The organism is Cupriavidus sp. 22TCCZM01-5 (genome assembly GCF_057798915.1).
The window spans coordinates 1-18699 of record NZ_JBYOJR010000064.1 but is presented as its reverse complement, the minus strand read 5'-3'; the positions used below and the strand labels follow the sequence as shown (position 1 = coordinate 18699).

Sequence of the window (18699 nt, the reverse complement as noted above, 5' to 3'; positions counted from 1 at the left end):
GATGACATCGTGGTCGAGCGGCCCACCTATCGCGACTTCAGCCTGCACCTGCCTGAAGGCCCGAGGCTGGGGCTTGCGCTCGATGAAGACAAGCTCGCGTGCTATCGGCGGGATTGCTTGTAAGAGTGGGGGTCTTTGCTGGAATTGGGGGATGAGTGGCTCGTCGTCCTTGGCAGGCGCCCGCCAAGAACGACAACCTGATCACCACCCCAGCCTCCCCTCAGGGCACCACCGACAGGAACAGATAGGCCGCCAGGATCACCAAGTGCACCACGCCCTGCAGGATGGTTGTCCGTCCCCGACCCAGCGTGAGCGACGACACAATCAGCGTCAGCATCAACAGCACCGTTTCCTTCGGTCCAAGCCCCAATTCCAGCGGCTGGTCGATCCAGATAAAGACCGCGGCGACCGACGGAATGGTCAGGCCAATGCTGGCCAGCGCCGAGCCGAGAGCGAGGTTCAGGCTGGTCTGGATGCGGTCGGCGCGCGCCGCGCGCAGCGCCGCCAGTCCCTCGGGCAACAGCACCGTGGCGGCGATGATGATGCCGACCACTGCCGCCGGCGCGCCCGCGCGCAGCACGGCAGCCTCTACGGAAGGCGACAGCAGCTTGGCTAGGCCGACCACCAGCACCAGGCAGACCACCAGCAGCAGCCCGCTGACGGTGGCCACGCGCACCGGCGGCGGCGGGGCATGGTCATCTTCGTCCGAGCTGCCCTCGGCCAGGAAATAGTCGCGGTGGCGCACGGTCTGCACGAACACGAAAGAACCATACAGCACGAGCGACATCACGCCGGCAAAGCCGAGCTGTGCGGGCGTCAGCACCGGGCCCGGCGAACTGCTGGTGTAGTTGGGCAGCACCATGGTGAGGGCAAGCAGGGCTGCCAGCACCGCCATGGCGGCATTGGCGCCCGGTGCCTGGAACGCCTGCTCGCGATGGTGCAGGCCGCCGACGAACAGGCATAGTCCGACAATCCCATTGCAGATCAGCATGACCGCGGCGAACACCGTGTCGCGCGCCAGGCCCGCCTTTTCGGGCCCTGACGACAGCATCACCGAGACGATCAGCGCCACTTCGATCACCGTCACCGCAATGGCCAGCACGAGCGTGCCGAACGGCTCGCCGACCCTGTGCGCCACCACTTCCGCGTGGTGGACCGCCGCGAACACCGCGCCGGCCAGCGCCGGCGCCATCAGCATGATCAGCCAACCCTGTCCGGGCAGGCCAAGGCCGGCGGCGAGGATCGCCGCCGCGGCAAGCGGGGCCCACACGGTCCACGCCGGCAGCTTGTTGGAAGTCAGTGCCATCCCTGTTTCTCCTTTCTTGTTTTGGTGCCGCAGGACGGGCGGCAGGAGACGCGCAGGGGATCAGCCCGGCACGAAGCAGAAGGGCGATCCCTCAGGGCAGCCAGCCGCATCGGCAGTGGTAAGGCAAGTGTATTGACTATCAGTTCCAGAAAATTGCGCGAAATTGGGCGAATTTCATAACGATTGTGCGCGAATTCTGGGGAATCAGTCCTCCGGTGCGGAGGTTTTCTGTTTTTCGGGGCGATCTGGCGGCGGCCGGAAATCGCGCAAGGCGGGATCGTTGCGGGAGATCCAGCGGGCGGCTGCGAGCAAGGCAATCAGGCAGGCGAGAAAATACACGCCGTAAGCGACGACTTTCTGCATTCTTGACCCTGTAGGTTCGGCTCTGATGGCCGGTAAGGGCGGCAGTATGCGGAGCATTCGTTACGCCGGACACCCTCTTTAGGTAGGGAATAAAGAGGGCGCAGGCAGCGGGAATTCGCGTCGCGCGAACCGGCGGCGAGGTGTGGCAGGTTGGTACGCTCTGAACGAAAAAAATCCACGGAATTGGCATTTCCGTGAAACCTGGCAGATATAAAGAAGCCCTCGGCCGGGGTGGTCGAGGGCTCTAAGTGGTTGGGGCGTACCCGTTAGCCGCCCCGTCATCGAGTGTACGCGCGAACCGCCGCCAGGCAGGGACGAATCCACAGAGTGTCGCGCCGCGGCGACGGCGGGCGGTGCTCATGGACGCAGGTATCGTCCGCGCGCCACTTTCCCGGCGAATACGTGCTGTGCGCGCGATCTGCGAGGTGCCGGAGCGGATACACGCGCGTCATGAGCTGCGTTGTACCTTGCTGAAAAACTGCGACACGATTTGCCGCGTCGTTGTGCTGGTTTCGATGTCGCCAAGCTTGTGGTGCGAGAGCCATTGCAGGGACTTGATCTCATGACCAGCTTTGGGCCGCGCGGAGCTGGCGATGGCAGCGGTGAAGACGTGGTGCACCGTGGTTGCGCCGATGAACTGGAAAACGCCCACCAGTGCCTTGGTCTCCAGTGACGTTTCCTGCTGCAGTTCGCGCCGCGCCGTTTCCTCGGGCGATTCCTGCTTGCCCGGGCGGCCCCCGGGCAGTGCCCATCGCACGCCATCCTTCGATACAAGCAGCACGCGATCGTCCCGGATGCAGACGACGGTGGCCCTGACCTTCGGTTTCAGCTGTTGCATGTCAGCTCCCTGCAAAGATCCGCGGCGATGTCGCCGGCCAAGAAGTATGGCGCCGTTGGGTGCGGCCTGTCCCTGATGCGATCCCCCCGCCAGCTGCGTGTGGCATGGCTGACAGCGGCGGGGCACACGATGGTACTCGCGTGTGGCCGACAATTGTCAACCGGCAATCGGCACCGAGCATTGGTCATGCCAGCCCCGCGCTGGCCGCGCGGCAGGGGCCGGCATGCATCTTGAATCGGTTCGGGACACGTTTTCCAGCCTGTGCCCTGATGCCACGTCGCTCCTCCTCCTCCTCCGCCGCCAACACCGTGCCGGATCGCCCCCAGCTCAATGCCTGCCGACGCTGTCCTTTGTGGCACGACGCCACGCAGGGCGTGCCGGGGACGGGGCCGCTCAGCGCGAAGCTCATGCTCGTCGGCGAACAGCCCGGCAACGAAGAGGACCTGCAGGGCGAGCCCTTTGTCGGCCCCGCGGGCCACCTGCTCGGCGAGGCGCTCGCGCGCGCCGGGCTCCAGCGCGAGGACGTTTACCTGACCAATGCCGTCAAGCACTTCAAGTTCCAGTTGCGCGGCAAGCGCCGTTTGCACAAGACCCCCGGACAGCTCGAGATCGAAGCGTGCGGCTTGTGGCTCGAACAGGAGATCCGCGCGGTCGGGCCCGCTGTCATCGTGGCGCTCGGCGCCACTGCGGCGGGCGCCGTGCTCGGCAGGAAGCGCGTGGCACTGGCGGCACTGCTGGACGCGCCGGTCGAGCAGGACGGGCACCTGGTAGTCGCCACGTACCACCCGTCGTTCGTCCTGCGCCAGCCTACCGAGGAAGGACGCGACTCCGTGTTCGAGCGCATCGTGGCCAGCCTGCGCCAGGCCGTCCGCCTTGCCAGGCGGTAAATTTTTCCACGAGGGCGCGCAATTCCGCTTGCGGCTTGCCGCTTACGAAGCCTGGCTGCCCCGGCATTGCGCTTGCCACGGGCATGGTCATTGCGATCCTTCTCCTGCCTGGCATTTGCCACGGCAATGGAACGAACACAGGGAGACGCAGATTGCCACTCCCACGCAGCAAGCATTTCCGCGGGCGCCGCCTGCGCGGTGCGGTGGGTTTCCACACGAGGTTCCTATGAATGCGCCGCTCTTGTTAAGGAATGTGGTCACCGCCGAAGGCGGGGGAGAGGGCGCCGCACTACCCTCGCCGGTGGCGCTTCAGGGGCCGGACCAGACCGCGCATCGCCGCATCGCGGTGTTCCGCGCGCTGCAGCTTGGTGACATGCTGTGTGCCGTGCCGGCCCTGTGCGCGTTGCGCGAAGGCGAGCCGGGCGCGCATATCACGCTGATCGGCCTGCCCTGGGTGCATGACTTCGCCAGCCGCTTCGCGAGCCTGATCGACGATGTGCTGGTCTTCCCGGGCGCGCCGGGGTTTCCCGGACAGCCCGTGGACGAAGCGGCCCAGGCAGCCTTCCACACCGAGGCGCGCGCACGCCGGTTCGATCTGGCCATCCAGCTCCACGGCAGTGGCACGCTCAGCAATGATGTCGTGCGCCAACTGGGCGCGCGGGTCACCGCCGGATTTTGCCCGACCGCGGCGCAGGCTGGCATGGCGGGCGAAACCGAGCGGCTCATTCCGTGGCCCGGCGGCAACGAGATCGAACGCCTGCTGGCGCTGATGCGCGCACTGGGTTATCCGCACGTCGATCCGCACCTGGCGTTTCCGCTGCGGCCACAGGACCATGCCGGCTGGCAACAGATGGCCGAGCAGCACGGGCTGGTCGGCGGCGAGTACGTCTGCGTGCATCCCGGCGCGCGCATGCTGTCGCGCCGCTGGCCGGTCGAGCGCTTTGCCGACGTCGCGCTGCGGCTGCGCAAGCACTGGAAGGTCGTGGTCACGGGCGCCCCCGACGAGATGATGCTGACCCACCGGCTGTGCTCGCTGATCGGTGGCGATGTGGTCAACCTCACCGGCGCAACGTCGCTTGGCGATCTGGCGGCGCTGATTGCGCATGCGCGGCTGCTACTGTGCAACGACACGGGACCATCGCACCTTGCGGCCGCGCTGGATACGCCGAGCGTGATCGTGTCGTGCGGTGGCGAAAGCGGACGGTGGGCGCCGCTGGACGCGACGCTGCACCATGTACTTGCCTCCCATCCGCCATGCCGCCCGTGTGGCTGGCAGAAATGCCCGTTCCGGCATGAATGCGCGACGGCGATCACGGTCGAGTCGGTCGAGGCTGCCGCGCTGGGCCTGGCATGCCGGGGCTATGACCATGCCTAGGCGACTGCGCATCCTGAGGTGGCACGTGCGCGGCAATTGCCTGTGCCTGTACTACCTGCCACAGGGTACGGAAGGTACGGAACTTGCGGCGTCCTCGGGATGCATGGGTCGGTACGGCGCGGCTGGCGGGCTCACGGCTTCCAATGGACCATCACCAGGCTAGGGTTCGAACGCCCGTTGCCCTTACCACCATGGCCAACAAGGACAAGGCAAATCTCGACGCGGCGCACGACATACGCAAGGGACAGGTTGTCGAGTTCATGTCCCGCGAGGCATTCCGTGCACGCTTTCATGCCAGATACTTCGATCCGGCCTTCCGCAAGGAGGATGCGGCAATCGACCGCCTGGAAGCGATCGCATGGGATGCGTACCGCCAGGGCCGCAAGGCGCCTGTCACCGCAAAGGCGGGTGCCGGCGCGGCGGATCCGGACTACGACCTGTCCGTGGAGTGGCTGCAGGCCCGCGATGCCGTGCGCGAAGCCGCTCGCCGGCATGACGATCCCAACGGGCCGCCGCGCGTGCTGCTGGTGATCTGCGCCGCGCGCAATGACTTCACGTGTCCGGGCGAAGTGTCCAAGTCCTGGCGGCTCGCGATGCTGGCACGCGCCCGCATGGAGGCGACGGGGATCACGGTGGATACGCTCGACCTGAGCCTGCTGGCTTCCGATCCCGATCGGCATATTCACCCGTGCAAGGCCTGCGTATCGACCGCCATGCCGCTGTGCCACTGGCCTTGCAGTTGCTATCCCAACCATGCGCTGGGCCAGGTCAACGACTGGATGAACGAGATCTACCCACGGTGGGTGGCGGCCCATGGCGTACTGATCGTGACACCGACCTACTGGTACCAGGCGGCCAGCCCGCTCAAGCTGATGATGGACCGGCTGGTTTGCGCGGACGGCGGCAATCCCGACCCGAGCAGCACGCACGGCAAGAACGTGGCCGAGGCGAAGGCGCTGGAGCTGAAGGGATGGGACTATCCCAAGCACCTGGCGGGACGTGTCTATGGATTGATCGTGCACGGGGACGTGGCAGGCGTCGAAGGCGTGCGCCGCGCGCTGGGCGACTGGCTTGGCTGGATGGGCCTGATCGATGCCGGGCCCTATGCGCAGCTCGACCGCTTCATCGGTTATTACTCGCCCTACGCCACCTCGCACCGCGCGCTCGACGAAGACCAGGGCGTGCAGCGCGAGGCCGGGAACGCCGCGGCCGCGTTGGCGCAGGCAGTCATGCTGCGCCGCGAGGGGAAGTTGCCGGCGGTGGGTTGTGACCTGGCCGCGCCGCGACCGAAGTAGGCGCAAGCTGCAAGTCGTTCCCGTCAGGCGATCTGTGGGACGGCGATCTGTGGGACGCTGCACCCGGCGAAGTCGATCTCGCTCTTTGCCTCGTTGGCTGCGTGGATCGTGAGCAGGGCACCTTCGGCCATCGCCATGCGGACGCCAGCGCTAATGGCATCAACCTGCGACGGGTAGTCGACAAGGCCGGCGCCCGGGGCATCCGATTGTACGGACCACTGGCCGGCCTCGGTCTGGAAGACCTGAACGGAACAACTTCGGCTGGACATGTAAGACACCTCCAATGCGAACCCATGGCTGTGTTCTACATGCTCCGGATGCCTGCTGCCGTCCGCCGGGGTCCTACTTTTGCGTCATCGGAACGGACTGGTGGCCTGCCTTGTGGCGTCTGTTTCACAACATGGACAACATGGCGCCGGCCAGGTGCTGCCGGGGCTTCCCGCAGGGCCTGACAGCATGACGCTGGGCAACTACGCCGCGGCGGGGCCGCAGTAACCCGGCAGGCGCCGCGCGGCGCTGCTGCGTGCCAGCCGGATGGCCAGGGACAGGGCCAGCGCAAAGCCGCCGATCGTGCCCATGTCTTCCTCGACATGCTCCCTCAGGAAGCCGGCCCAGCGGAAGTCGCCCGCCGCATTGGGGGGCTTGCGATACGCGCCCGCCATGCGCGTGAACGCCGCCAGGCTGCGATAGGGATCGTCGCGCATGCCCATCACGCTGGCGGGAAGCGCCGCGACGCCGAGCCGATCGCCAAGTTCATTGTAGGGATGCACATAGCCGAGCGCATCCAGGCGCTTCCAGAAGGCCGAGGGCCCGAGGCCGCCCAGGTCGTGCAGGATGCGTACCGGCGCGCGGCGATAGCCCAGTTCCGACCACGCCCGGGCCCAGTGGTGATGATCGACGATGAACAGCGTGCCACCCGGTCCCGCGACTGTCTTGATACGGTGGCGGCGCAGGAAGCGGCGCAGCGCGGCGCCGCCGGCGTCCTGCTGCCGGCGCGTCACCGCCATCTTGTCGCGCATATGGATGTAGCCCAGCGTGAGCTGGGTGGGGCGCAGGCGGGCCAGTTCGGCGATTGCCTTGCCGCGCCTAGCCATGGCTGGCCCGCTGCGGGTCGACGAACTGCTCCAGTTCGCTGCCCGGGTCTTCGTTGCCGGTGCTCTCGCAGTCCAAGCATTCGTCCGCCACGGCGTCACGGCGGCGCCCGTGCAGGGCGGGGTCGAAATCGGTCCAGCGGCCGCTGTCCCACGTGCCTTGCGTGCGGTCCAGGTCCAGGACGCCGGCTTCGCGCAGGACCTTGGCGGCAACCCCGGCGTTCGCCCGCCGCACGCAGGCCGCCAGCACGACGCGCGGCCGTACGCCGGCGTGGCGTGCCTCGGGCCCGGCGGCCGGGATGATCGAGACATCCCAGACGGAAAACCCGCGCGCGTACAGCGCCCGCGCCGCTTCCTCCGCGGCGGAGACGGTCTCGAACCGTCCGAATACGATCGGTGACATGAATGGTCTCCTGCTGAAATCGATAACCTGTCTCCTCGCACTGCGGCCATGCATCCTGGTGCGGGCGCTGGCCATCAGCCGTTCACCACTTCGCCGCCGTTGATATGCAGGATCTGCCCGGTGATATAGCTGGCCGCATCCGACGCCAGGAACACGAAGCCCGCGGCCACCTCGAACGGCTGCCCCGGCCGGCCCATGGGCGTCTTCTTGCCGAACTCCGCCACCTCTTCGGCGCTGAACGTGGACGGGATCAGCGGTGTCCAGATCGGCCCCGGCGCGACGCCATTGACGCGGATGCCGCGCCCGACGACCTGCAGCGCCAGCGAACGGGTGAACGAGACGATGGCGCCCTTGGTGGCCGAGTAATCGAGCAGGTGCGCGCTGCCGCGGTAAGCCGTGACCGAAGTGGTGTTGAGGATCGCCGCTCCCTTCTTCATATGCGGCAACAGCGCGCGCGTGAGATGGAACATGGCGAAGACGTTGGTGCGGAAAGTGGCTTCCACCTGCCCGGCGTCCACGTCTTCCAGCGACGGCTGGGGATGCTGCTCGGCCGCGTTGTTGACCAGGACGTCGAGCCTGCCATAGGTGTCGATCACGCGCGTGGCCACGGCATCGGCATGGCTTGCGTCGGCAAGGTCGCCCGCGAGCGACAGGCACTTGCGGCCCGCATCTTCCACGAGCCGGACCGTCTCGCGCGCATCGCCATGCTCGTTCAGGTAAGCGATCGCGACATCGGCGCCTTCGCGCGCGAAGGCCACGGCGACGGCGCGGCCGATGCCGCTGTCGCCGCCGGTTACCAGCGCGATCTTGCCGGCCAAGCGGGCGCTGCCCACATAGTCGTCGGCGCCGCTGTCCGGTTGCGGGTGCATCGCGCTCTCCAGGCCGGGCTGCCGGGACTGGTGTTGCGGGGGAAGCGCTTTGGGCCGGGACATGGCGTGCTCCTTGGCAGTGTTGCTTCGCTCGGCGTTGCGCAAGTTTCATGCCTCGGGCCGCGCCTGCGTCACAGTGCGGCAGCTTTGACTCGCCGGCCGTAAGCCTTACATCAGCCTGGAAATCCTTACCGTGGCGCGTGCCAGGCGTGAAGGATGTACCTGTGCGCGGCTTCGCACGTCCACTCGCTTGCAACCGGGGCACGGTTCTTGCGGCTTGCTGGTACTCGATGTGCGGCCGCGCGCGGGGCGGAGCCCGCCGGGCCAGGACTGCAAGGAGGCAGACATGTTCAACTTCCGCAAGGGCCGCGGCAGCGGCAGCGAGGTCAGCGACTACGCGCGGCAGCAGCAAGCGCGCCGGGCCGCGCACGATGAAAGCCGGGGCGGCGGTTCAGAGGACTGGGGCCAGGAGTGGGGCGAGGACTGGCGCGGCGCGTCGTCGCGCGGCAGCCGGGGCGAACAGGGCTACGGCGCCGCGGACATGGGCGGTCCGGGACATCCGTACAGCGGCGCCTACCGCGGATACCAGCCGTCTGCGCAAGACAGCGGCTACCAGGCGCACGAGCAGGAACAGGAGCAGCGGTCCCAACGGGGCCGGTGGGGCCAGACGGGCTACGACACGGGCAACTATGAGGGCAGCTTCGATGCGGGCGACGATGCGGGCCGCACGCAGGCAGGACACGGCGGACGGGCGATGCACTGGGACGAAGGCATGGCGCGCGACCGCGCACAGCGCGGCGGACAGCCGTCCTATGGCGGCGGCTATTTCGGCGATCCGCGCAGCGGCGGGCAGTCGTACAGTGGCGGCCAGCGCCTGTATCCAGACGACCGGGGCAGTCGCCCGGGCCGCGGCGGCATGTCGGGCGCGGTACGGCGTCCGGTTGGCCCCAAGGGTTATCGCCGACCCGATGAACGGGTGCGCGAAGACGTGTGCGAACGGCTGGCAACGAACCCATATGTCGATGTCTCCGATGTCTCGGTAGAAGTCTCCAATGGCGTCGTCATGCTCGAGGGCACGGTGATGGCGCGGCGCGAGAAATACGTCATCGAGGAGATCGCCGAAGCCGTATTCGGCGTGACGGATGTCGAGAACCGCCTGCGCGTGCAGCGCAACGAGGGCACGGAACGCGCGGGCCCGGTGGCAGGCCACCTGGAAGAAGGGGACACGTCGCCGGACCGCACGCTCAACAAGAGCTGATCACAGTCGCGGCGGCCTGGCCGCCGCGACTGCCGTCCATGCGCGAACCCCGGCTCCTGCGCAGCGGCGCCAAGCTGATGATGCCGCTCGACGCTCTGCATCCGACGCAGATCACGGTGGGCGCCTACCACGTTGCCCAAAAGGTGCACGTCACACGCCGGATACCGCCGGCGCGGCGGCCGGCATTCCTGGACCGGCATCGCGTGCATCTTGTCATCGGGCCGGAGCAGGTTCCCTACGTGGTCGATCATCACCACTGGGTCCGAGCCTGGCACGAGCTGGGCCTGACGCATGTGCCGGCGCTTGTCCGGCGCGACCTGAGCCGCCTTGGCGCGCGCGCGTTCTGGAAGTGGATGGTGGCGCAGCACATGGTCCATCCCTATGACGAGCAGGGCCGGCGCCGGCCCCTGAACGAGCTGCCCGCGTCGCTCCACGACATGCGCGACGACCCGTACCGCAGCCTCGAAGCCTTCGTCCAGCTGGCGGGCGGCTACCGGAAGGTCCGGCAGGCGTATCCCGATTTCAGGTGGGCCGACTTCTTCCGCCGGCATATCGAAGGCCCGCTCGATACGCCCGAGTCATTCGCGGCGGCGTTTGTGCGCGCGTTTCGCCTCGCCCAGGGCGCAAAGGCGCGCAACTTGCCGGGCTATATCGGGCGGTTGTCCTGCTAGCGGCCGCCGGTCAACCCGCGCCGGCCTTCTCCAGCAGCCTGAGCAGGCGTGCTTCGTCGGCGCGCAGGTGCGTGCGCGCCTGGCCCGTGCCGGCGGCATCCGCGTCGCCCGCAAGGAAGGCGTCGACGACGGCGGGGTGGATATAGCATTGGCGGCAAACCGCGACGGTATTGCGCAGGCGCTGCGCCACGGTCCTGATGGCGTCGGCCACGGCCTTGCGGCGCCGGGCCTCGGTCCCGTCGGCTTCGCGCGCAGCCTTGCGCAGCAGCGCCAGCGCATGGACGCTGCCCGCCCAGGTGCGGAAATCCTTGGCCGTGAACTCGCCGCCAGTGACTTGGCGCAGGTAAGCATTGACGTCGGCGGAGCCGATCTCGCGCACTTCGCCGTCGCTGTCGACGTACTTGAACAGGCACTGGCCGGGCAGCTCGGCGCACGTGCGCACGACGCGCGCTACGCGCGGGTCATTGACCGACACGTCGTGAGTGATGCCGCTCTTGCCGGTGAACTGCAGCCGCAGTTTGCTGCCGCGCACGGTGACATGGCGCCGGCGCAGCGTGGTCAGGCCGTAGGTGCGGTTCTGCCGCGCGTAACGCGGCGAGCCGACGCGCACCAGCGTGGCGTCGAGCAGGCGGACCACGGCGGCAATGACCTTCTCGCGCGGCATGCCGTTGCGGCCGAGGTCGCGCTCGACGCGCCCGCGCAAGCGTGGCAGGGCCCGGCCGAAATCGGGCAGGCGCGCATACTTGTCGATGTCGCGCAGCGCGCTCCAGTCCGCGTGGTAGACGTACTGTTTGCGGCCGCGGGCATCGCGGCCCGTGGCCTGGAGGTGTCCACCAGCGTCGGCGCAGATCCAGACGGCCTCATAGGCGGGCGGAATGGCAAGCGCGGCAATGCGGGCGAGCGTGGCAGGGTCTTGCACGGGATTGCCGCGTGCGTCGGCATAGGTGAAGCCGCCGCCTCGGCGGCGCCGCGTGATCCCCGGCGCGTTGTCGTCGACGTAATGCAGTCCGGCAGCGTGCAAGGCGGCGCGCGCGCTCTCGCCTGCGCCACGGTCCACGCCACCGGGCATGGCTTCCTGCGCGCAGCTCCCTTCCGTTGCTCGCATCGCTCCTCTCCTTGTGCAGGCAAGGCGGCGCGCCGTGCGGTGCGCCGGACCATTTCATTCTAAGGAGCGGAGCGCCGATGTTCAGTGGATGCTGTCCTACACGGCCTGCGGGTATCTGCGTTCAGCGAGAACGCCGCGTTGCCGCGGTTCTTCTTCGCGCGGCAGGGCAACTGAGCGCACCGCCGGATTTCAGCGGCGCGCCCGCGGATCAGCGCGCCGAGTCCAGGACCTCGCCGCTCTTCTGCACGTCTTGCGCCTTCATGTAGCTCTCGATCAGCAACTGATAGGCCGGGAAGATCTTGGTGTAGATCTCGGCCCATTGCATGGCATCTTCGCGATGCCACGTGCGCTGGAGCTCGGAGGCGACTGCGGCCGTGTCCATCGGCACCACGCCGGCCTGGACCACACGCGCCAGGGTGATTTCCTGCGCCATCTTCGAGTAAGTGCCCGAGGCATCGATCACGGCAAAGACCTTGTAGCCGTCGGCCGCCGCGCTGATGGACGGGAAGGCCATGCAGACGCTGGTGATGGTGCCGGCAATGATCAGGGTCTTCTTGCCCGTGGCTTCGACGGCAGCCACGAAGTCGGGGTTGTCCCAGGCGTTGATCTCACCCTTGCGCGCCACGTACTTGGCGTGCGGCGCGTTCTCGTGGATCTCCGGAATCATCGGGCCGTTCGGGCCTTGCGGTACCGAGGCAGTGGTGATGACCGGCAGCCTGGACAACGTGGCCATCTTGGCCAGCGCAGCGGCAAGCAGGCGCAGCTCCGGCATGGGCATGTCGCCCACAATGGAGAAAGCATAAAACTGGGTCGAATCGAGTTGTAGACGCCTGAATCCGTTATCAGAGTGCTATCAGCAGGACGCTGGGGCAGGGTGCCGAAGGCATCGCGGCAATCCGTGATGGCGATGCCGGCAACCGGGTGGCTTCAGCGTGGTTGCAGGCGCCAGGTGCGCCGCAGCATCGTGCCGAGGCGCTTCACGGCATGGCGCAGGCGTCCCGGGCGGGACAGCTCGCGCATGGCGCGCAGGCGGTCGGCGTCGTGCGCGGCGACGTCGGGGTGGCGGAAGTCAGGCAGCAGGATCGAGAACTTCATGGCAGGTCTCCGGTGGATTCCCGATCCGGCGCCAGGAGTCAGTAGTGTGGCGGCCGGTAGCGGGAGCTTGCGGGAACGGCGCGCGGGCAGGCCCCGTTGCGCGCCGGCTTCGGTAAGGGACTGCAAGGGTCGTCGGGCATGGAAGGCTCCGGTTCGGGTGGATCGGCGTGCGCCGCCGCGCGAGACGGCAAGGCTCGCGAATGGCGCACGTTTGCGGCCACGGACGGCATGCGTGCGCGTGCCGGCACTATGGCAAATCGGGCATGCGCGGCAGCTCGCGGCGCGAGCGGACCGGGGCATGCGATGCAAATTCGTGTGGTGCGGGAAAACGGGCCGCGGCGAATGCCGCGATCGATGCGCACCGTCAGGCGATACCTGCCAGACGGTGGCCCTGTGACGCACTGCTGGCGCAAGCTTCAGCGGCGCGGAGGGAAGCGGGTCTGGCGAGGGTTACCTGCTGTGTCCGTCAGGACAACTGGCTGAGTCCAATTGGAACCCCAAGGCGATAAACAGCGCGCAGTCTAGCCCTGCGGGCAGGATGCGTCAACCAGTCATGCCCCGCTGAAAGTGCGCTACGCCGCGCACATGGCAAAAAGCGTCAGCCGTGCTGGCGGAATCGGCTATTGCCGCATGCGGACCGCTGGAACACACTCGTCGGCCAGGCGGTGCCTCGCCGCACCGCGCTGCAGAACAGCTATGACAAGGTTGGAGACACCATGCGCGACTACACCGAAGCCTTTGCCGGATTTTCCTACCAGGACACCGTCAGCCGCCAGCTGCACGGCAACCTGGATGCCATGAATGCCTGTGTGGAATGCTGCGACCGGCATGCGCTGCCGGGCCGCATTGCCTTGTTCTGGGAAGGACGCGACGGCAATTCGGAGACCTGGACGTTTGCGCAGATGCAGGCGCTCTCCGCCAGGGTGGCAGGCTTCCTGAAGGCGCAGGGGGTGCAGCCCGGCGATCGCGTGGCCGGCCTGCTGCCGCGCACGCCCGAGCTGCTGGCCACCATCCTCGGCACGTGGCGCGCCGGGGCGGTCTACCAGCCGTTGTTCACGGCGTTCGGGCCCAAGGCGATCGAGCACCGGCTCAATGCTTCGGGCGCGAAGCTGGTGGTGACCGACGGTGCCAACCGCGGCAAGCTTGATGATGTCGCCGGCTGCCCGCCGGTCGTCACCGTGGCGGGAGAGAAGGGCCGCGGCCTCGTGCGCGGCGATTTCAGCTTCTGGGCCGAAGTGGAGCGCCAGCCGGCGCAATTCGAGCCCGTCATGCGGCGTGGCGACGACCCGTTCCTGATGATGTTCACCTCGGGCACGACCGGCCCGGCCAAGCCGCTGCAGGTGCCGCTGAAGGCCATCGTGGCATTCGCGGGCTATATGCGCGACGCGGTCGACCTGCGCGAGACCGACGCCTTCTGGAACCTGGCCGATCCGGGCTGGGCCTACGGCCTGTACTACGCGGTGACCGGGCCGCTCGCGCTGGGCCATCCGACCACGTTCTACGACGGCCCGTTCAGCGTCGAAAGCACGTGCCGTGTGATCCGGAAATACGGCATCACCAACCTGGCGGGGTCGCCCACGGCCTACCGGCTGCTGATCGCGGCCGGCAAGGCGGTGTCGGAACCGCTGCGCGGCCGGCTGCGCGCGGTCAGCAGCGCGGGCGAGCCGCTCAACCCCGAAGTCATCCGCTGGTTCGCCAATGAACTCGGTGTGACCATCCATGACCACTATGGGCAGACCGAGACCGGCATGGTGCTGTGCAATCACCATGCGCTGGCGCATACGGTGCGCATGGGCGCGGCCGGCTTTGCCAGCCCGGGCCATCGCGTGGTGGTGCTCGACGACGAGCACCGCGAGCTGCCCGCCGGCCAGCCGGGCACGCTGGCGCTGGATCTCACGCAGTCGCCGATGTGCTGGTTTCCCGGCTACCACGGCACGGCCACGCGCGCCTTTGTCGGCAACTACTACCTGACCGGCGATTCCGCCGAACTCAACGACGACGGCAGCATCAGCTTCATCGGCCGCGCCGACGACGTGATCACCACCTCGGGCTACCGGGTCGGGCCGTTCGACGTCGAGAGCGCGCTGATCGAGCACCCGGCCGTGGTGGAAACCGCCGTGATCGGCAAGCCCGATCCGGAGCGCACCGAGCTGATCAAGGCCTTTGTCGTGCTCGATCCGCAATACCGGCCTTCGCCGGAACTGGCCGAGGCATTGCGCCTGCATGTGCGCAATCGCCTGGCGGCCCATGCCTACCCGCGCGAAATCGAGTTCGTGGCCGAATTGCCCAAGACCCCGAGCGGCAAGGTGCAGCGCTTCATCCTGCGCAACCAGGAGGTGGCCAGGGCGCGCGAGGCCCAGGCCGGCGCCGCGGCGGCCTGAGCCCGCCAACGCGTCAGGAAGGCCGGCATACCGCTTCCTATAATGGGGAGGCGGAACCGGCCAGCTTCGGGTCATCGGCAGCGGGCAGGCGCCGCGCCAGGCGTGCCTGCAGGCAGAGGCACGCTCCTTCCCAGCTCCAGACCATCAGGCGAGGCAGACATCATGCAGAGTAGCGAAGCGGTGCTGACGCAGGCGCGCGCAGCATTGGCACATGTGCCTTATCAGGGTCACCACCTCCATCCCGAGATCCAGTTGCGGCTATCCGACGGCGCGGTGATCCTGGAGGGCGAGGTGGCGGACATTGTCGACAAGACCCGCGCGGCCGCCATGGTGCGGCGGGTGGATGGCGTGACCAGCGTGATCGACCACCTGCGCGTGGCCGACGGCGGCATGCACGTGGGTGACGGCGAGCTGCGCGACGCGGTCTGCGAACGCCTGCTCAACGCCATCGATTTCCGCAATTTCAAGATCTGTGCGAAGGTCAAGGGACAGATCGAGTCCATGCGCGAGGCCGTGGGCGAACGCAGCGGCTGGATCGAAGTGGCCGCCAGCAATGGCGTCGTCACGCTCAGTGGCCAGGTGATCAGCCTGTCGCACATGCGCCTGGCCGGCGTGCTGGCGTGGTGGTCGCGCGGTTGCCGCTGCGTCGTCAATGAACTGGTGGTGGCACCGGCCGAGACCGACCGCGACGACGAGATCACCGAGGCACTGATGCTCGTGCTCGAGACCGATCCGTTCGTCGACGCGGGCCGCATCAGCGTACGCACCGAGAACCGCGTGGTGACGCTCGAAGGCTATGCGGCGACCGACTACGCGCGCAAGCAGATCGAGCGCGATGCCTGGTATGTGCACGGCGTGGAGAACGTCGTCAACCACATCGCACTACGCAGCTGAGCGACGGGTTCCTGCCTGATTGCAGCGCTGTCCGCGCGGGCGGCTCCTAACGCTAAGGGCCGCCCGCGCCGGCTACAGCGGCGCAGGCTGTTTCGGGGCCGGTGCGGCTGGTGTCGCAGGCTTCGTCTCGGCGGGCGTTCCGCTATACGCGAAGTACTTCGCCTTGGCCCCCTTGGCCCAGTACGCGACGGTGAAGTGCTTGCCATCGCGGGCGTAAAGCAATTCAAGGCTGCCGTTGGCCGCCGCCCATTCGGCATAGCCGTTTTCGGCATTGGCCTCTGTCTTGCGCCTGGACTCGTAGCGCGCGTCGAGCTTGCTGGTGACGTCCTGCAGCGCCGTGCGCTCGAACGTCAGGCTGACCAGCGCCACGGTGTCCTGGGCATCGCAGTTGACGATCGCCCGGCTCAGTCCCGGCAGGTTGAAGCGTTCGAGATTCCGGATCTCGATGGCGTCGCCGCCAGCCCATTGCGCCTTGCCGGTCGTCACGCGGTTCGGGCCCGGCGTCAGCCGCGCACAGCGGGTCTTGCCGAGTTCCAGCCCGAGCGGCGCCGCCAGGTTGCCCGGCGGCTCGGCGTGGGCGATGGACGCGCACAGCGCGGCGGCGAACAGGAAAACCTTCTTCATTTGGGGGAATTCTCCGGGCGGGATCTGGAGAGGCTTACGGCGTATCGGTGCGGTCACTTGATAGCTGGCCGGCTTCAAGCCCTGGCGACCACGCTGATGCGCAGCGCTGGCGCGCCGGCGGCGAGCGCCAGCAGGCGGTCGACGTTCGGGTGTGCGCCGGGGCGGTTGCGGGCATCGGCCGTGTGTTCGGCGAACAGTGCCAGGCCATATTCCGCTGCCCTGGCATCCAGCGTGCCGAAGGCTTGCTGCAGGTAGTGATACACGGCCAGCGAGCCCTGCTTGCCCGGCTGGTTCTCGATGCTCGCCGCGACCGCGCCGTTGCCGTCGATCAGGTCGATGCGCGCGACGGCGTCGATCGCGGGCAGCTGGGCGAGGTTGTCCTTGAATACAGGGGTGGGCTGGATCACTGAAGCACTCCATTGGTGGGTAAAACGGGGCGTATCTTATCCGATCGCAGGCGCGGCCCGGAAGCAGGCCGGATCTCCGTGTGCCCGGGGGACGGGGGCGCTACTGCCGATGCCCGGCAGCGGGGGCTTGCGGCTTGCGCGTTGCCGCCATGTGGTGAAAGTACGCGAGCAGGTCCTTGACCTCGGCATCGGGCAGCGTCTGCGGGTCGATCGACGGCATGCGTGCCTCCGGCCACCAGCGCAGCGACTGCGGGTTGCGGATCAGCTGCGCCAGCTTGTCGTCGCCGAGGTATTCGACCGGGCTGTACGGCATGTTCAGGTCCGGGCCAAGGTGGGAGTCGCCCTCGCGGTTCAGGGAATGGCAGGACAGGCAGACCCGCTGGAACGCGGCAAAGCCGCGCATGACCGGCCCGTCGGCGGCCTGGCCCGCGGCTGGCCGGATCGCCGGATGGCGCTCGGCGGGCGAAGCGGCAATGTCGATGCGCTCGATGTTGTAGGTCCAGTAGCTCTCGGTGACCTTGCCGGCGCCGCCGGCGGGGCTGGTCCAGACCAGCCGGAACGGCCCGATGCCCTGGCCCTTGAGCCTTGGCCACGGCGCGGCGGGATTCTCCACCGCCAGCCAGGCGCGCGGCTGCGCCTTGCCCTCGGCCATCAGCATGCGCATCGGCAGGTGCGACACATAGCCGTCGGAGGCGGCCGTGGTGGCGCTGCCGTCGGCGGTTGCCGGCAAGCCGGCCAGCAGGGTGGCGAACGGTATGGCCTTGAGGGTGAAGCGCTGCTTCAGGTTCTCGTCGTCGATGCTGATCTCGGTGAGGCGCGGGTCGCGCAAGAGCTGCTCGACGGTCCAGCTGCGCTGTTGCATGCCGGAAGTTATGGTCAGCGTACCGGGGCCACCCGCGGCCGCCGGTCCGGCCAGTGCTGCGATGCCCAGCACCATGGCAGCGGCGCAACCAATCTTGCCCATCTTCCTTGCCAGCCATGAGGTCATGCCTTGGTCTCCTGCGCCGGGGATGGCATGGCCGGCGCACAGGCCTGGCGCGGTGATTCCCGGACAAAGTCGCGCGGGGCCGGACGACCCCGCGGCGGGTCAGACTGTAACCCGCCGCGCGCGCAGACTCAATTGCGTCTGGCGACACGCCGGCATGCAGAGCTGCCAAGCGCCGGATGCCGGATAAAACAAAGACCGTCCATGGCAGGACGGTCCTTCAAGGCGAGCCGGGCGCAAGGCGCGGCTCGCGTGAAACGGAGCGCGCGGACTGGCGCCGGCTGCTCCGTTCCTCCTGCGCGGCTCAGTGCTGCAGGGCCGCGACCACTCCCCCCATATTGTTGATGGTGTTCGTCACGCTCTTCATGTCGACGTCGGTGCGGGTCGAGGCATCGACCTGCGTGACCGGGGCGAAGATCGTGTTGGGGCTGGCGAACGAGACGCCGCTGCCGTTGGCGATGGCGTTGACGCCGGAGTTCACGAAGATGCTGCCGCCGCGCACGGCGCCCATCTTGGCGTGGTCAAGGTCTTGTTCGAGCGGCAGGTTCTGGATGGTCAAGGACATGATGGTCTCCTGGGCAGGCTGGTATGAGCTGGAAAGGGAAATCAGTGCTGCAGCGCCTGGACGATGCCGCCGACGTTGTTGAGCATGTTGCTGACGGTCTTGATGTCGACATCGGTGCGGGTCGAGGCATCGACTTGCGTGACCGGGGCGACGATGGTGTTCGGGCTGGCGAACGACACGCCCGAGCCGCCGGTGATGGCGTTGATGGCGGAATTCACGAAGACGCTGCCGCCGCGCACGGCGCCCATCTTGGCGTGGTCAAGGTCTTGTTCGAGCGGCAGGTTCTG

Annotated in this window: 21 protein-coding genes and 2 pseudogenes; 8 read left to right on the top strand and 15 right to left on the bottom strand. The window is 67.8% G+C overall.

Annotated elements, in window-relative coordinates:
• Positions 1-123 (top strand): annotated as a pseudogene (locus AC3FNH_RS32075) (muconate cycloisomerase); the annotation flags it as partial.
• A 97-nt stretch (positions 124-220) separates the two neighbouring features.
• Here AC3FNH_RS32075 and AC3FNH_RS32070 read toward each other — a convergent pair.
• The 3 genes from AC3FNH_RS32070 to AC3FNH_RS32060 form a co-directional block, all read right to left on the bottom strand.
• A complete protein-coding gene (locus AC3FNH_RS32070) occupies positions 221-1306 on the bottom strand; it encodes a calcium:cation antiporter (protein ID WP_488722940.1) in 1086 nt (361 codons plus the stop codon).
• A gap of 204 nt (positions 1307-1510) precedes the next feature.
• On the bottom strand, positions 1511-1669 hold the full coding sequence (locus tag AC3FNH_RS32065; protein ID WP_488722939.1) for a hypothetical protein: 159 nt from the start codon (positions 1667-1669) through the stop codon (positions 1511-1513).
• Positions 1670-2117: 448 nt separating this feature from the next.
• Entirely contained in the window at positions 2118-2507 is a 390-nt protein-coding gene (locus AC3FNH_RS32060) for an NUDIX hydrolase (protein ID WP_276101719.1), read from the bottom strand.
• Positions 2508-2776: 269 nt separating this feature from the next.
• Between AC3FNH_RS32060 and AC3FNH_RS32055 the strand changes: the two genes are divergently transcribed.
• From AC3FNH_RS32055 to AC3FNH_RS32045, 3 genes are all read left to right on the top strand, one after another.
• Positions 2777-3394: a UdgX family uracil-DNA binding protein gene (locus AC3FNH_RS32055; RefSeq protein ID WP_488722938.1), complete on the top strand. Its 618-nt coding sequence runs from the start codon at positions 2777-2779 to the stop codon at positions 3392-3394.
• 226 nt (positions 3395-3620) lie between these two features.
• Complete coding sequence (locus tag AC3FNH_RS32050) at positions 3621-4769, top strand: glycosyltransferase family 9 protein (protein ID WP_488722937.1); 1149 nt, start codon at positions 3621-3623, stop codon at positions 4767-4769.
• Between the two features lie 191 nt (positions 4770-4960).
• On the top strand, positions 4961-6064 hold the full coding sequence (locus AC3FNH_RS32045) for a flavodoxin family protein (protein WP_488722936.1): 1104 nt from the start codon (positions 4961-4963) through the stop codon (positions 6062-6064).
• Positions 6065-6087: 23 nt separating this feature from the next.
• Here AC3FNH_RS32045 and AC3FNH_RS32040 read toward each other — a convergent pair whose 3' ends face one another.
• The 4 genes from AC3FNH_RS32040 to AC3FNH_RS32025 all read right to left on the bottom strand — a co-directional run bounded on the left by AC3FNH_RS32040 (position 6088) and on the right by AC3FNH_RS32025 (position 8490).
• Positions 6088-6333 (bottom strand): DUF2188 domain-containing protein, encoded by a 246-nt coding sequence (locus AC3FNH_RS32040; RefSeq protein ID WP_276101715.1) that lies wholly within the window; start codon positions 6331-6333, stop codon positions 6088-6090.
• Positions 6334-6534: 201 nt separating this feature from the next.
• A complete protein-coding gene (locus AC3FNH_RS32035; RefSeq protein ID WP_276101714.1) occupies positions 6535-7158 on the bottom strand; it encodes a ParB/Srx family N-terminal domain-containing protein in 624 nt (207 codons plus the stop codon).
• Positions 7151-7558 (bottom strand): hypothetical protein, encoded by a 408-nt coding sequence (locus tag AC3FNH_RS32030; protein ID WP_488722935.1) that lies wholly within the window; start codon positions 7556-7558, stop codon positions 7151-7153. The genes AC3FNH_RS32035 and AC3FNH_RS32030 overlap by 8 nt, the downstream gene beginning before the upstream one ends.
• A 74-nt stretch (positions 7559-7632) precedes the next feature.
• Positions 7633-8490 (bottom strand): SDR family oxidoreductase, encoded by an 858-nt coding sequence (locus AC3FNH_RS32025; RefSeq protein ID WP_276101712.1) that lies wholly within the window; start codon positions 8488-8490, stop codon positions 7633-7635.
• A gap of 283 nt (positions 8491-8773) precedes the next feature.
• Here AC3FNH_RS32025 and AC3FNH_RS32020 point away from each other — a divergent pair, with 283 nt between their 5' ends.
• Both AC3FNH_RS32020 and AC3FNH_RS32015 read left to right on the top strand, forming a co-directional pair.
• Positions 8774-9685 (top strand): BON domain-containing protein, encoded by a 912-nt coding sequence (locus AC3FNH_RS32020; protein WP_488722934.1) that lies wholly within the window; start codon positions 8774-8776, stop codon positions 9683-9685.
• Between the two features lie 38 nt (positions 9686-9723).
• A complete protein-coding gene (locus AC3FNH_RS32015; RefSeq protein WP_488722933.1) occupies positions 9724-10356 on the top strand; it encodes a ParB-like protein in 633 nt (210 codons plus the stop codon).
• A 10-nt stretch (positions 10357-10366) separates the two neighbouring features.
• On the opposite strand, the gene AC3FNH_RS32010 is transcribed toward AC3FNH_RS32015, so the two are convergent.
• From AC3FNH_RS32010 to AC3FNH_RS32000, 3 genes and pseudogenes are all read right to left on the bottom strand, one after another.
• A complete protein-coding gene (locus AC3FNH_RS32010) occupies positions 10367-11461 on the bottom strand; it encodes a DNA topoisomerase IB (protein WP_488722932.1) in 1095 nt (364 codons plus the stop codon).
• 208 nt (positions 11462-11669) lie between these two features.
• Positions 11670-12257: pseudogene (locus AC3FNH_RS32005) on the bottom strand (isochorismatase family protein); the annotation flags it as partial.
• 131 nt (positions 12258-12388) lie between these two features.
• Entirely contained in the window at positions 12389-12556 is a 168-nt protein-coding gene (locus tag AC3FNH_RS32000) for a hypothetical protein (RefSeq protein ID WP_488722931.1), read from the bottom strand.
• A 716-nt stretch (positions 12557-13272) separates the two neighbouring features.
• Between AC3FNH_RS32000 and AC3FNH_RS31995 the strand changes: the two genes are divergently transcribed.
• The gene (locus AC3FNH_RS31995; RefSeq protein WP_276101708.1) at positions 13273-14937 is read left to right on the top strand and encodes an AMP-binding protein; all 1665 of its coding nucleotides are present in this window, start codon (positions 13273-13275) and stop codon (positions 14935-14937) included.
• 162 nt (positions 14938-15099) lie between these two features.
• On the top strand, positions 15100-15831 hold the full coding sequence (locus tag AC3FNH_RS31990) for a BON domain-containing protein (RefSeq protein ID WP_276101707.1): 732 nt from the start codon (positions 15100-15102) through the stop codon (positions 15829-15831).
• 72 nt (positions 15832-15903) lie between these two features.
• Here AC3FNH_RS31990 and AC3FNH_RS31985 read toward each other — a convergent pair whose 3' ends face one another.
• The 5 genes from AC3FNH_RS31985 to AC3FNH_RS31965 all read right to left on the bottom strand — a co-directional run.
• Positions 15904-16455 carry a hypothetical protein gene (locus AC3FNH_RS31985; protein ID WP_488722930.1) on the bottom strand — a complete coding sequence of 184 codons (552 nt, stop codon included), beginning with the start codon at positions 16453-16455 and terminating at the stop codon, positions 15904-15906.
• A gap of 74 nt (positions 16456-16529) precedes the next feature.
• Positions 16530-16862 (bottom strand): DUF2322 family protein, encoded by a 333-nt coding sequence (locus AC3FNH_RS31980; RefSeq protein ID WP_488722929.1) that lies wholly within the window; start codon positions 16860-16862, stop codon positions 16530-16532.
• A gap of 100 nt (positions 16863-16962) precedes the next feature.
• A complete protein-coding gene (locus AC3FNH_RS31975; protein WP_488722928.1) occupies positions 16963-17850 on the bottom strand; it encodes a c-type cytochrome in 888 nt (295 codons plus the stop codon).
• Between the two features lie 301 nt (positions 17851-18151).
• Positions 18152-18412: a hypothetical protein gene (locus AC3FNH_RS31970; RefSeq protein ID WP_276101703.1), complete on the bottom strand. Its 261-nt coding sequence runs from the start codon at positions 18410-18412 to the stop codon at positions 18152-18154.
• A 41-nt stretch (positions 18413-18453) separates the two neighbouring features.
• Positions 18454-18699, bottom strand: a 246-nt coding sequence (locus tag AC3FNH_RS31965; RefSeq protein WP_488722927.1) for a hypothetical protein, incomplete at its 5' end; no start/stop codon positions are given.

Coding starts and splice junctions, on each gene's coding strand:
- AC3FNH_RS32070 (WP_488722940.1), bottom strand. CDS start 1,306: ATGGCACTGACTTCCAACAAGCTGCCGGCGTGGACCGTGTGGGCCCCG.
- AC3FNH_RS32065 (WP_488722939.1), bottom strand. CDS start 1,669: ATGCAGAAAGTCGTCGCTTACGGCGTGTATTTTCTCGCCTGCCTGATT.
- AC3FNH_RS32060 (WP_276101719.1), bottom strand. CDS start 2,507: ATGCAACAGCTGAAACCGAAGGTCAGGGCCACCGTCGTCTGCATCCGG.
- AC3FNH_RS32055 (WP_488722938.1), top strand. CDS start 2,777: ATGCCACGTCGCTCCTCCTCCTCCTCCGCCGCCAACACCGTGCCGGAT.
- AC3FNH_RS32050 (WP_488722937.1), top strand. CDS start 3,621: ATGAATGCGCCGCTCTTGTTAAGGAATGTGGTCACCGCCGAAGGCGGG.
- AC3FNH_RS32045 (WP_488722936.1), top strand. CDS start 4,961: ATGGCCAACAAGGACAAGGCAAATCTCGACGCGGCGCACGACATACGC.
- AC3FNH_RS32040 (WP_276101715.1), bottom strand. CDS start 6,333: ATGTCCAGCCGAAGTTGTTCCGTTCAGGTCTTCCAGACCGAGGCCGGC.
- AC3FNH_RS32035 (WP_276101714.1), bottom strand. CDS start 7,158: ATGGCTAGGCGCGGCAAGGCAATCGCCGAACTGGCCCGCCTGCGCCCC.
- AC3FNH_RS32030 (WP_488722935.1), bottom strand. CDS start 7,558: ATGTCACCGATCGTATTCGGACGGTTCGAGACCGTCTCCGCCGCGGAG.
- AC3FNH_RS32025 (WP_276101712.1), bottom strand. CDS start 8,490: ATGTCCCGGCCCAAAGCGCTTCCCCCGCAACACCAGTCCCGGCAGCCC.
- AC3FNH_RS32020 (WP_488722934.1), top strand. CDS start 8,774: ATGTTCAACTTCCGCAAGGGCCGCGGCAGCGGCAGCGAGGTCAGCGAC.
- AC3FNH_RS32015 (WP_488722933.1), top strand. CDS start 9,724: ATGCGCGAACCCCGGCTCCTGCGCAGCGGCGCCAAGCTGATGATGCCG.
- AC3FNH_RS32010 (WP_488722932.1), bottom strand. CDS start 11,461: ATGCGAGCAACGGAAGGGAGCTGCGCGCAGGAAGCCATGCCCGGTGGC.
- AC3FNH_RS32000 (WP_488722931.1), bottom strand. CDS start 12,556: ATGAAGTTCTCGATCCTGCTGCCTGACTTCCGCCACCCCGACGTCGCC.
- AC3FNH_RS31995 (WP_276101708.1), top strand. CDS start 13,273: ATGCGCGACTACACCGAAGCCTTTGCCGGATTTTCCTACCAGGACACC.
- AC3FNH_RS31990 (WP_276101707.1), top strand. CDS start 15,100: ATGCAGAGTAGCGAAGCGGTGCTGACGCAGGCGCGCGCAGCATTGGCA.
- AC3FNH_RS31985 (WP_488722930.1), bottom strand. CDS start 16,455: ATGAAGAAGGTTTTCCTGTTCGCCGCCGCGCTGTGCGCGTCCATCGCC.
- AC3FNH_RS31975 (WP_488722928.1), bottom strand. CDS start 17,850: ATGACCTCATGGCTGGCAAGGAAGATGGGCAAGATTGGTTGCGCCGCT.
- AC3FNH_RS31970 (WP_276101703.1), bottom strand. CDS start 18,412: ATGTCCTTGACCATCCAGAACCTGCCGCTCGAACAAGACCTTGACCAC.